The 12,231-nt window shown below is 67.4% G+C and carries 9 protein-coding genes; 3 read left to right on the top strand and 6 right to left on the bottom strand.

The features are described 5' to 3' along the window. The 5 genes from BM199_RS34165 to BM199_RS32900 form a co-directional block, all read right to left on the bottom strand. A partial coding sequence (locus BM199_RS34165; RefSeq protein ID WP_425425626.1) for a lytic transglycosylase domain-containing protein occupies window positions 1-943 on the bottom strand: 943 nt, incomplete at its 3' end. Between the two features lie 29 nt (window positions 944-972). Continuing rightward, entirely contained in the window at window positions 973-2,799 is a 1,827-nt protein-coding gene (locus BM199_RS32915; protein ID WP_177242899.1) for an AfsR/SARP family transcriptional regulator, read from the bottom strand. A 462-nt stretch (window positions 2,800-3,261) separates the two neighbouring features. Continuing rightward, window positions 3,262-4,116 carry an ABC transporter permease gene (locus BM199_RS32910; protein WP_091680078.1) on the bottom strand — a complete coding sequence of 285 codons (855 nt, stop codon included), beginning with the start codon at window positions 4,114-4,116 and terminating at the stop codon, window positions 3,262-3,264. After that, the gene (locus tag BM199_RS32905) at window positions 4,113-5,057 is read right to left on the bottom strand and encodes an ATP-binding cassette domain-containing protein (protein WP_091680067.1); all 945 of its coding nucleotides are present in this window, start codon (window positions 5,055-5,057) and stop codon (window positions 4,113-4,115) included. The genes BM199_RS32910 and BM199_RS32905 overlap by 4 nt, the downstream gene beginning before the upstream one ends. 102 nt (window positions 5,058-5,159) lie before the next feature. Beyond that, window positions 5,160-6,938: a glycosyl transferase gene (locus tag BM199_RS32900; protein ID WP_245789029.1), complete on the bottom strand. Its 1,779-nt coding sequence runs from the start codon at window positions 6,936-6,938 to the stop codon at window positions 5,160-5,162. Window positions 6,939-7,381: 443 nt separating this feature from the next. Here BM199_RS32900 and BM199_RS34865 point away from each other — a divergent pair, with 443 nt between their 5' ends. After that, on the top strand, window positions 7,382-9,466 hold the full coding sequence (locus BM199_RS34865; RefSeq protein ID WP_245789028.1) for a DUF6801 domain-containing protein: 2,085 nt from the start codon (window positions 7,382-7,384) through the stop codon (window positions 9,464-9,466). Window positions 9,467-9,548: 82 nt separating this feature from the next. Here BM199_RS34865 and BM199_RS32880 read toward each other — a convergent pair whose 3' ends face one another. Continuing rightward, window positions 9,549-10,142, bottom strand: a complete 594-nt coding sequence (locus BM199_RS32880) for a hypothetical protein (RefSeq protein ID WP_091680064.1) — start codon at window positions 10,140-10,142, stop codon at window positions 9,549-9,551. Between the two features lie 452 nt (window positions 10,143-10,594). Between BM199_RS32880 and BM199_RS32875 the strand changes: the two genes are divergently transcribed. Both BM199_RS32875 and BM199_RS32870 read left to right on the top strand, forming a co-directional pair. Beyond that, entirely contained in the window at window positions 10,595-11,341 is a 747-nt protein-coding gene (locus BM199_RS32875) for a hypothetical protein (RefSeq protein ID WP_143102006.1), read from the top strand. Between the two features lie 69 nt (window positions 11,342-11,410). After that, the coding region (locus BM199_RS32870) for an ABC transporter ATP-binding protein (protein ID WP_143102005.1) at window positions 11,411-12,231 on the top strand (821 nt) is incomplete at its 3' end.

Here is a 12,231-nt window from a genome sequence, read left to right as displayed (position 1 = left end):
GTGGTGGGGGTGTGGTGGGGTTGGGTGCGCCGGTGGTGGTGGTGTTGTGGGTGGTGCCGGTGGGCACGGTGCTGTCGGGGGTGGGGGTGACGCCGCCTCGGTAGGCGGTGGCCCAGAGGATGACGGTGTTGACGTAGGTGTCGGAGTGGTTGTAGCGGTAGACGGCGGCGCGGAGCTGTTCGGGGTCGGTGAGGTCGAAGCCGCCGGAGCAGAGGTAGCGGGCGGTGGCGAGGGCGGCGTCGTAGATGTTGTTGGGGTCGGCGGTGCCGTCGTTGTTGCCGTCGGCGGCGTAGTGGATCCAGGTGGAGGGGATGAACTGGGTGGGGCCGACGGCGCGGTCCCAGGTGGTGTCGCCGTCGTGGCGGCCGTTGTCGGTGTCGCGGATGGCGGCGACGGGGCCGATGCCGTTGAGGACGGGGCCGAGGATGGGTTCGCGGGTGGTGCCGTTCGCGTCGACGTAGCCGCCGCGGGCGTGGTTGGACTCGATGCGGCCGATGCTGGCGATCAGGGCCCAGTCGATCCCGCAGCCGGGTTGTTCGGCGGCCATCCGCTCGGCCGCCTTGCGGTAGGCCTGCAACGCCGACCCCGGAATCCCCAACGCGCCGCCGGGACCCAGCGACCCCACGGACAGTCGCGCCGTGGTTGGGGGCTGACCCGAACTCAGCGGTGCGGGCAGTGCGGCGGGCTGCGCGGCGTCGGGCAGGCTGCCGTTCACCGCGACCGGCGCGAGGCCCGTGTCCACTCCGCCTTCGAGCCCGAGCACCCGGGTGACTCCGGGCGCGTCGGGTACGGGCTGTCCACCGGCCCAGCCGCCCGCCGCGATCACCGCCACGGTCGCGGGCACGACGGCCAGCGTTCCACCCAGCGTCGCCGTGGCACCACGATAGCGCCACCGCAGGGCATGCCAGATGTTCGGCCGGCGCCGTCGGGGCGGTCGCGCGATGTGGTGACGTCCCACGGGTTCCTCCCGGGTCAGGATGCGGTCTGCTGGGCGGTGGCGAGGCGGTTCTCCTGCCGGCCCGCGATGTCGAGGACGGCCAACTGATAGAGGGGGTCGAGCCGGTAGCGATAACGTCCCCCCGGCCCGCCGCGTGCGGGTGCGTGTGGGTCGGCGAGGCGCACTTCGACCAGCCGCTCGAGCATGCGTTCCGCAGTGTGCACCGGAGTGCGCAGGACGTCGGCGGCCCAGGTGACCGGAACAGGATCCGGACCTGGTTCGGCCCGCGCGAAGGCGCCGAGCCAGGCCATTTCCGCGCTGTCCAGCAGATCGGTCCGTTGCCGGACACTGGCGACGATGTCGAATCCGCCCGCGGCGAGCGTCTGCGGGGAGGGTTCGTGGGCCAGCCTGCGCAGCAGCCTCCCCAATGACCAATGTGGACGAGTGCGCACGAGTGACGCGATCAGCGCGACCCCGAGCGGATGGCCGGAGCACCAGGTGACGAGGTCGTGCGCGATGGCTCGTTCCCGTTCCACCCTGGCCCTGCCGATCCGCCGCGTCAGCAACAGCAGCAGTTCGCTCTCGCTCATCCTGGGCAGGTCCATCGCCGATGTCACGGTGTCGATGCCTATTCTCGCCGAGCACCCCAGTAGCATCGCGCCGCCGGCGGACCCCGGTTGGAGCATGGGCACGTCGAGTCCGCAACGGACGTGGTCGAGTACCACCAGTATCCGCTTGCCCGTGGTGCACTCCCGGAAGAGGCGTACCCGCTCGTGCCGGTCGGCTGGAACGTGGGCGCCCGGCCGTACGGCGTTGATGAATCCGGCGAGCGCGTCCTGGGGAGCCACCACGGCGAGGTCGGCGAAGAGCTGTCCATCGGGGAAGTGTGCGCTGACACCGTTGGCCAGTCTGGTGCAGAACGTGGTGGTACCCGCTCCCGGTGCACCCACGACCGCGAGAACGGCGGGCCTGCTGCGACGGAGACCGGTCAGCGCCGCCGACGCCGCTTCGAGTTCGGCGGCGAAACCGAGGAAGCCCGGATCGTTCTGGGGCACCTGTGCGGGCGCCGCCGGACGAGCGGGCGGCTCGCTGATGACGGTCTGCTCGCGGTGCTCGTTCGCCGTGTCCGCGAGCACCTGCTCGAAGGCGGACCGCAGTGCGGCACCGGGTTCGATCCCGGTGTCCCGCACCCGGCGGCCGCGCAGTGTGTGGAACAGTTCGACCGCGTCCGCGCGCCTGCCGCTCGCCCCCAGCGCCAGGACAAGGCTGGCGTAGAGCTCCTCGTGCCGGGGGTCCTCGGCCCGAATTCGCTCGGCCTGCTCGAGTACAGCACCCGGCCTGCCCGCTCGCAGCTGCTGTCTGAGGTACTCCTCGAACACGGCCGTGCGGTTCGCGTCCAGCCTGGCTCGGTGTTCCCGCAGCTCCGGACCCAGCGCGACGTCGGCGAGCGCGCACCCACGACTCAGGTCGGTCGCGGCTCGCAGGGCCGCGATGTTGTCGTCTCCCGCGGTACGGAAGTGGTGGAACTCGCGCAGATCGAGATGGTCGTCGGAGGACAGCACGAGCCGGTAGCCGACCTTCGCCAGATGCTCAAGCGCTCCCGTGGTCCCGATAGGACGGTTCGCCCCCGGGGAGAACAAGATCCTGCGTAGTTGCGAGATATATGTCTGGATGATCCTGATGCGCTTGTCCGACGGTGTCTCGTCCCACAACTCCGCGGTGATGGACTCCAGTCGCACGACCTCACCCTCGTTCACCGCGAGCAGCGCGATCAGCTGGCGCAGCTTGGGTTGTGACGGGGTGACCTGCTCGCCGTCGCGGACCAGCCGCAGGGCCCCGAACACACTCACCCTCACCGGCATGCCGACTCCCGTGTGCGTCCGCGGTCGAGGTGGTCGTTCTCGCAGACGTGCCGCACGAGGGTGCCGTACCCCAAGCCGCCCGAGCCCCCGGGCACGATCGCGGAACTCCCGCTGATTTCCATCTGCTTCCCTCTCTTGCGATCGACGCTCAAGAACGTCGGCACGGCCCCTCGAAATGACGGCGCCGGCCGGAGACATCCGGTGATCACGGCGGGTTCCTCCCCGCCATACCGACTTCCGCGTGCTCATCCGCATGGGCCTGGTTGTGCAATTCGGACCGTCGTGGTGGGAACGACGATCACCAACCATGGATGCTAGACGGGAAATCTCCGCAGGTCAGTGGTCCGCGACGGGAACCAGGATCGGTAGGAAAAACTGTGCACGCGGGGACGAGTTCGAGTTCTGTGCCATGTCATGAAGGTGAGCTACCTCAGTGCCGGTGAAAACGCGCGACACGATCGTTCAGGCGCTGCGGCGGAAGTTGCGGGTCGCTGCGGTGGCGCCGAGCGTCGCGGTCGTCAGCGCCAGCACGAGCGCGAGCACCACGGACATGCCTACCGGGCGTCCCAGGGAGAGAGCGCGGATGGCGTCGATGGCGTAGGTCAACGGGTTCACCGTCGACACGGCCCGCATCCAGGCGGGCATAGTGTCCAGCGGCATGTACGCACTCGAACCGAACATCAGCGGAAACACCGCGATGAAAGTCACCGCCTGCATGGTCTCGGGCTTCTTCAGCCAGGTGGCGAGCGCCACGAACACCCACCCGAGACCCCAGCCCACCACCAGCGTCACGGCAAGGGCGGCGGTCATCCCGAGCACGCCGCCACGAGCGGAGAAACCCAGTGCCAGCACGGCCGCGACGATGGCGACGGCGAGTTGGACGGCGAGCCTTGCGGTGTCGGACAGGGTGCGCGCGAGCAGAACCGAGAGCAGGCTGATCGGCATGCGCCGGAACCGGCCGAGCACTCCGGTATAGGTCTCGGCGAGCAACCCCGCTCCCGACCCCATCGCGCTGGTCATGGCGATGTTCACCATTGTCGCCGGCATCAGGAAGTTGATATAGCCGCCGTACTCGGCCACTCCGGGGAGTGTGCCTACGCCGGCGAACACCTGACTGAACAGCAACAGCAGTACCACTGGCTGAAGCAGACCGAGAAACACCAGCCTGGCGTCGCCGAAGGCGGAACGCAGTGACCGCTGGGTCAACACCCACACCTGCACGCGAAAGCTGCTGCCGGTCCACTGCCGAGGATCGTCCCGTACCGCGCCTCGGGGCGGCGCGGCAGCCGCGGTAGCGCCGAGGCTGTGCCTGCTCACGGTGTCCGCCAACCCGTGCGGTGCAGCGCGAGATACACATCGTCGAGGGTGGGCTCTGCGACGGTCAGCTCGCCGATCCCGATTTCCAGCCGGTCCAGGCTCCGGATGAAGTCCGCGAGGTCACCCGCCGCGTGCAGGGGCGCGGTGACGGTCCGGTTCGCCTGATCGTGCAGTGGTTCCATCCCCGAGTTGTTCAACACGAAGGCCGCATCGCGGGCGGTGTCCGCATCGGCGAAGGACATCGTCACCGTCCTGCGACCGATGCCGGCCTTGAGCTGGTCCGGGGTGCCGGAGGCGACGACCCGACCCATACCGAGCACGACGATCTCGTCAGCCAGGCGGTCCGCCTCCTCCAGGTACTGCGTGCTGAGCAGCACGGTCGTCCCGTTCTCGGCAAGACGGCCGACGATCTCCCAGAGTCCGTTGCGGCTCACCGGATCCAGACCTGTGGTCGGCTCGTCGAGGAACAACACGTCCGGATCACCGACCAGCCCCGCGGCCAGATCCAGCCGCCTGCGCATGCCCCCGGAATAGGTCCGCGCGGGCCGGTCCGCGGCGTCGGCAAGGTCGAAGGTGTCGATGAGTTCTCCCGCCCGTGCCCTTGCCGCGGCCGGGCGCGCACCCAGCAGCCGGGCGATCAGCACCAGGTTCCCCCGCGCCGACAGCGTGTCGTCGACGGCCACGGACTGACCTGTGACCCCCACCCGGCGGCGCACGGAACGGGGCTTGCGCACCACGTCATATCCGCAGACGGTGGCGGTTCCCGTGCTCGGCAGGGTCCGGGTGCTGAGAATGTCGAGCAGCGTGGTCTTGCCCGCACCGTTGTGCCCGAGCACGGCCAGCACGCCGCCCCCGCCGAGCCGCAGGTTCACCCCGTCGAGCGCAGTCACTCCGGCGTACGACTTGCCGAGACCGATCACCTCGATCCGCGGACCCTCCATGGGCGCCGAACCTAGCCCCGAGCGCGGCGACGAAGCGGCAGGACCGTGACCGGACGCCACTGTTTTCGCCTGCCTTGAGCGATGCTGGAGCACTCCCGTACCTCATCGCACCAGTGCCCGGACGTCCCAGACCCAGACACCGCCGACGACCCGGCCAGGTGAACCGACCAGCCGCTCCACCGTGAGGCGAAGTTCGTCCTGGTGCCGCCGGGGTACCAGGACCACCACGTCGGCCCGCCAGAACCGGAGATCCGCCTGCGCCCGGAGCCGGTCGGCCAGGCCGATGTGCGGTGCGACCCCGGTCCGGGTGATCCGCTCCAGCAGCCAGGAAGTCGGGCGTCGCTGCGCGCCGTAGTTGCCGGAACGGTCCGGGCCGTGCGGTGCGACGAAGTAACCCTCGGCGATCGGAAACCGCAGTTCGGTGCTGACCTGCCAGTGCAGTGGCTCGGCGTCACCGGTGTCGGGCAGGGGCGCGAACACGACGCTGCCGCCGGGGTCGACGTAGCTCTGCCAGATGCCACTGGCGAAGAAACGGGGGATCTCGGGCCGCTGATGAGTACGCAGTTCGGTCGGCGCGGCCGGCAGCAGGGTGAGGACGAGTGCCGCGGCCCACACGTAGCGCAGCGGCAGGTGTGCCGATCCGCTCGCGGTTCCGGCCGCGAGGACATGCTGCGTGGCGCGCGCGAGCAGTATCCCGATGAAGGGAACGCAGCCCAGTGCGAATCGGGACTCCAGCACGGATTCCAGCAGCGGGAGCCGGAACATGCCGAGCCAGGGTCCGCCGACACCGGTGCCGGTACCCGCGACGAACAGCACGATACCGGTGGATATCCAGGCCAGCAGCCACATCGCGACGGCTGCGGCGCGAGCGACCGCGTCCCGCCACAGTGCCAACGTCAGCACGGCCAGCAGCAACATCAGCGGCCAGCCGAAGAAGGCGTTCTCCTCGGTGCGGTTCAGGGACAACTCACCTGCCGCACCAGGGACGCCCGCGACGGACTCGGTCGCGAACGCGGTGAAGGCGGCCGCATCGTTTCCCGATGGTCCGTGCTCGAGTGATCGGTAGCTCTGTGGCCCGAAGAACTGCCACCACAACGGAAAGGCGACCAGCGGAACACAGACAGCGGCGGCGACCGCGAGTCCTCTGGCCACGGGGGCGGCCATCGTGGCCACCTGCTGTGGCCGGGACAGGGCGTACGCCGAGGCGAACAGGACCAGCGCCAGCGCGGCGATCAGCAGTGGTTCCTCGCCGAGGAACACCTGCCATACGGCAAGCAGGCCAAGGATGGTGCCTGCGCGGGACGGCCGCGCCCCGTGTGCGAGACGCAGCAGTTGGACGACCATCAGCGGCAGTACGAACAGCACGACGAAATTGGGGTGTGCGTTCGCGTGCGACACGATCGGCGGGGCGAAGCCACAGAACATCCCGCCGAGCACGGCAGCGCAGGAGGAAGAGACCACCCAGCGGGACAGCAGCCAGTACCAGGCGAAAGCCGAGCCGGCCAGGCCGCCGGTCAGTACCAGGGCCCACGTCACCGAAGGACCGAACACCGCGGTCACGGGGGCCAGTGGCACGCCCATTCCCAGCATCACCGTGTTCGACATCAGGTTCACGCCTGCCGGGACGTTCTGCAGCTCTGTGAACAGTGGGTTGGCTCCGGAGAACACCGCGTCCGCGGTGACCGCGAAGAACCACTCCCACATGTTCTGGTCCTGGCCGCTCGAGGTCAGGTACGTACGTGGACCGGCAGTCCACAACGGACGGAAAATGAGAAAGGACGCGAACACACTTCCGGCAGCCATGATCCAGTCCGCCGGACGGCAGTGGGAGCGGGTGGTTGCGGTGGGTACCGCTGTTCGGCCCATTGTGGTCGTCAGCATGACGCTCCTGTCCTCGAACGGCCCCACTCAGTCCCATGACAAGGTTGTGTGTTGTGATTCGTGTGCTCGTGACAATGTGTGCACTTCACGACCCGAGTGCGCTCTTTGGCCATTGTCTACCGTCCGTATTTCTGTCAGTTGAGCACGGGATCGACCATGTCGGATCGCCCGAGAATGACAAGAAAGAACCGCCCGTCCTGGTCTTGTTCGATTCGTTGCGATTGTTTTAATGGATCATGAATATGTTTCTTGCGACCGGTCGTACTGGCGAGTAGTTTAACGGCCTGTGGTCGCGATATTGCGATCACATTACCTGCGTTTGGGGAGATGCCATAACGGCATCCCGCACGGAATACGCTTCGCCGCGGGGAAAGCCGCGGCCCTTCTGGCGCCTGTGCAATGTGCGATTGCCTCGTGTTCGCCTCAGTAGGAGAGACAAACTGATGAAAGTTCCTTGGAAGTCGAGAAGAGCGGCGCACGCTCTCGCGTTCGCGACCGTGGGGTCGGTCGCGGTGGCCATGGTGGGCCTGGTCGGCGCGGGTTCCAGTGCCGCTCAGCCGGTGTCGATCACGCTTGGCTACACTTGTCCGTTTCCCCTGATCGGCGAGCAGCAGCTGAACGTGAAGATCGACTCTCAACTGCCCGACAACGCCGTCGCCGAGCAACCGTCCGATCCGATCACCTACCAGGCGACGGTGACGGTTCCGGAGACCGCGACCCAGGGACTCAGCCTCGTGGGGGCGGCCACGGTCGAGGGTTCGGCCAAGGCGAGCGCGACGCTGACCGCGCCGGGTCGTGACGCGCCGCTCGGGTTGACCCTGCCGCTGCCTGTTCCTTCCACACCTGTGCCGGCCTCCGGCACCTTCGAAATTCTGGCCAGCGGTTCGGCACCTGCCGTGACGTTCAGCGAGGGCGGCACGGCCTCGGTCGACATCGGCAACTTCGCCACCACCCTGACTCCGCTGAGGGCGGACGGCACGCCGACCGGGCTCGGCACGTTCACCTCGAACTGCACCCTGAATCCGGATCAGAACACGCGGCTCGGCTCGTTCGAGGTCGCGCCGCCGGATCCGGATGCTCCGCCTACCGATCCCACCACCCCGACCGAGGAGCCACCACCGAACGAGCCCGGTGAGGCCACCTTGAGCTACACATGCCCGTTCCCACTGATCGGGAACCAGCAGCTGACGGTCAAGGTCAATGCCAACCTGCCGGAGAGCGTGCCGGTGGGCGAGGCGACGGATCCCATCGGGTTCGAAGCACTCGTGACGGTGCCGTCGACCGCGACCGAAGGGCTGAACCTCGTCGGTGCGGCCACGGTCGAGGGCGATGCCACGGCTGGGGCAACGCTCACCGCACCCGATCTGAACCTGCCGCTGCAGCTCCCGCTGCCGGTGCCGTCGACCGAGGTTCCGGAGTCCGGTCCCTTCGAGATCGTGACCAGCGGGTCGGCTCCGGCGATCGCCTTCCCGAAGGCGGGAACCGCCGAAGTGACGGTCGGAGACTTCAGCAGCACGCTGACACCGAAGACGGAGGACGGCTCGGAGACCGGGCTTGGCACGTTCACCTCGGACTGCACACAGAACCCGGGGCAGAACAACTCGCTGGGCACCATCGAGATCGTCGGCGATCCGACGGAGCCGACGGAGCCGACGGAGCCGACGGAGCCGACGGAGCCCACGGAGCCCACGGAGCCGACGGAACCGACCGAGCCGACCGAGCCCACGGAGCCGACGGAGCCGACCGAGCCGACCGAGCCCACGGAGCCCACGGAGCCGACGGAACCGACCGAGCCGACCGAGCCGACGGAGCCGACCGAGCCGACCGAGCCCACGGAGCCCACGGAGCCCACGGAGCCCACGGAGCCCACGGAGCCCACGGAGCCGACGGAGCCGACGGAGCCGACGGAGCCGACGGAGCCGACGGAGCCGACGGAGCCGACGGAGCCGACGGAGCCGACGGAGCCGACCGAGCCCACGGAGTCCACGGAACCCACCGAGCCCACGGAGCCGCCGGGTGAGGAGGTCGAGCTGTCCTACGACCTCGACGGCAAGACGGTGATCAAGAAGATGAACGCCGCTCTCGCTCTCGGGCCGGGCAGTCTGGACGCGGTGCTCGACACGCCGACCGGTGAGTTCGACGCGGATCTCACGTTGCCGAACGCGAAGCTGAGGTTCAAGCTGTTCGGCTTCCTGCCTGCGACGTCCAAGGTCGCCATCGACGATGTCGGCGGTACCAGCGGCACGGTGCACGCCGGTGGTGTCGAGGCCACGTCCACGTTGTCGATCCGGTTGTTGGACGTGCGGGTACTCGGCCTGCCCATGATGACGTCGAACAAGTGCAAGACGGTCACCCCGGCAGAGGTCGACGTGACGTCCGGGGCGGGTTTCGATCCCCTCGTCGGCGGCACCCTTTCCGGGAAGTACCGGATCCCGAAGTTCGCCGGCTGCGGGTTCCTCACCGGATTCATCAACCTGATCGTTCCCGGCCCCGGCAACACGCTGGAACTCAACATCGACAGGAGATGATCGGAACGGGCTCCCGAGCCCACCAATGACGAACTGCCCCTGGGCCACGTGGCCCAGGGGCAGTTCGCGTAGGTCCTGCTGGTTACGCGCCTTCAATCTGTTTGCATGTCGCAGCTTCGGCAAAGGCCTTCCCGAGTGCGGGATCCGCCTTCAGGTCGCCGGTGGGGTCCTCCATGCGGTGCAGTTCCCCCATGTCCTCGCCGACGGCGGTCATGGTCGCCTGGAAAGCGGCTGGATCCTCCGTGCTCGCCTCGTTCGCGGTACCGCGTGCCGTTTCGATGGACTCCTTTGTGTCGCGCAGGGTCGTCGTGGTGCGCGAGAGCAGGGCTTCGCCGTTCGCCACAGGTGGCGGACCAGTTGCCTCGATTCGCGCCACCAGGTCGCCGAACGCCTCCGAAAGGGTGTCGAGATAGGTGATCATTCCCTGCTTCAGTCGCCGCGGTTCCGCCGAATCGAGTGCGGGCAGTGTGGACAGCTTGCCCGCCTGACCCTGAATCGCCTGGCACACCTGATCCGCCCAGACCACTGCCTCCGGATCAGCAGCCAGTGCGGTGGATGGCTGCTGTGGCGCCGGAGTGGAGGTTTCCGGCCCACACGCCGCCGAGGTCAGCGTCAGGGCGCCCGCCGCCACGGCGCAGATCAGCACCCGGACGTCGGGCAGAACTCGAAATGGCATGCAGGCCTTCCTTCCAGAGTGTCTTCGGGAAATGTTCGACGGTTACTCTAACGACACGTTTGCGGCGACGATATGGAGCGTGAACGGCTGATTTGGCCTTTTCTTCGCCATCCCGTTGTTTGCCATGCCGGTGACGGAAATGATTCGGCTGGTTGTCACGCTCATGACAAAGCTCCGCCGTCGCTGCTCCGTTCGGCCGGATGTGGGCTGACCTGGCGGGAAAGAGGTACTTGTCGGGCAGCGAGCTGTTGTGCGGGAGTGAGGTTCCGGCTACCGGGCACTGAAGCTGACAACAAAAACTGCCGCTCGTGCGTACTTTCCCGTCAACCGTTCCACTGCTTCTTGTGCGACCAGTGGGTGACCAGTAACGTACCGGCCGGTAACGAATCCGGCCGACCAATAATGGGTGTGGCCGCCATGAATTCTAATTCCCGCAGGGCAGGTACCGGCAGATGATGCTACGTCGATCGGGCATGGTGGCCCGCGTACTCGCCATCGCTCTTGCCCTGGGGACGACCGGGGCAGTGCTGAGTTCGGGATCCGCTTCGGCAGGGATCGAGGCCAGACAGGCCGCAGCCACGTCGGCCACGTCCGCCGACCTCCAGCCCGCGGACGCACCTCCCGGCGACGGCATCGTGGCCGGTTACTGGGTGGACTCCGTCACCCGAATCGCGAAACTGGGTTCGAACCTGACTGTTCCACGCGGCCGCTTCGACGCACTGGTCAAATCCACGGGGACACTGCGGGGAAACCTGACTCTTCCCGCGGCGAAGGGATACTTCGTCACCTTCGGCATCATGCCGGTGACCAGCACGGTGGAACTCATACCGGACGGTGAGGCGACGGGGACGGTCAAGATCGTGCCGGGCGAACACGGTCTCGCAGCGGACGCCGACGTCACGGCGAAGATCCTCATCGCACTCAAGGACGTCCGGGTGGACGGTGTCCCGCTGGACGCGGGACCCGGGTGCCGTACCCGGATTCCGGCCTCGATCAGGATCAAGGGAGTTCTCGGGTTGACGCCAGAGGCGCCACCGACCGAGGTGGTCTCCACTTTCGACATGCCGTCGTTCTCCGGCTGCGGGGTGCGGGAGGACCTCGACCGCGTGCTCTCCGGGCTCGTGTCCGGTCCTGGCAACGAACTCCGCACGACACTCTCGATCCGGTGCATCACGCGGGAAGTCTGCGAGGCGGGATGAACCGGAGAAGGGAGATGGACAGCTTTGTCCGCGAGGGCGTTCCCGGACACATCGGCCACGGGAGGTGTGATGGGCGTTGAGGTCGAGGTGCAGGGCCTGACGAAGTCCTTCGGTAAGCAGGCCATCTGGCGGGACGTGTCGCTGACGCTGCCTCCGGGCGAGGTGTCGGCGATGCTCGGCCCGTCGGGAACCGGGAAGTCGGTCTTCCTCAAGTGCCTGATCGGTCTGCTCAAGCCGGACGCCGGACGAATCATCATCAACGGGACGAACCTCTGCGACTGTTCGGAAAAGACCCTTTACGAGATTCGCAAGTTGTTCGGGGTGCTGTTTCAGGACGGCGCGTTGTTCGGGTCGATGAACTTGTATGACAACGTGGCTTTTCCGTTGCGGGAGCACACGCGCAAGTCGGAGACCGAGGTCCGGCGGATCGTGCTGGAGAAGCTGGAGATGACGGGTCTGGCCGGCGCGGAGACGAAGTTGCCGGGGGAGATTTCCGGTGGCATGCGTAAGCGTGCGGGGTTGGCGCGGGCGTTGGTGCTGGATCCGGAGATCATTCTGTGTGATGAACCGGATTCGGGTTTGGATCCGGTTCGGACGGCGTATTTGTCGCAGTTGCTGATTGATCTGAACGCGCAGATCGACGCGACGATTCTGATCGTGACGCACAACATCAACGTGGCTCGGACGGTGCCGGACAACCTGGGGATGTTGTTCCGCAAGGAGTTGGTGATGTTCGGGCCGCGGGAGGTGTTGCTGACCTCGGACGAGCCGGTGGTGGAGCAGTTCCTCAACGGTCGCCGACTGGGTCCCATCGGGATGAGCGAGGAAAAGGACTCCGCCCAGATGGCCCGCGAGCAGGCCCAGGCCGATGCCGGGCACTCCGACGGCTC

The organism is Amycolatopsis marina (assembly GCF_900111885.1).
Classification (GTDB): domain Bacteria; phylum Actinomycetota; class Actinomycetes; order Mycobacteriales; family Pseudonocardiaceae; genus Amycolatopsis; species Amycolatopsis marina.
The sequence above is the reverse complement of the archived record's forward strand: the minus strand, read 5'-3'. Positions and strand labels throughout refer to the sequence as shown.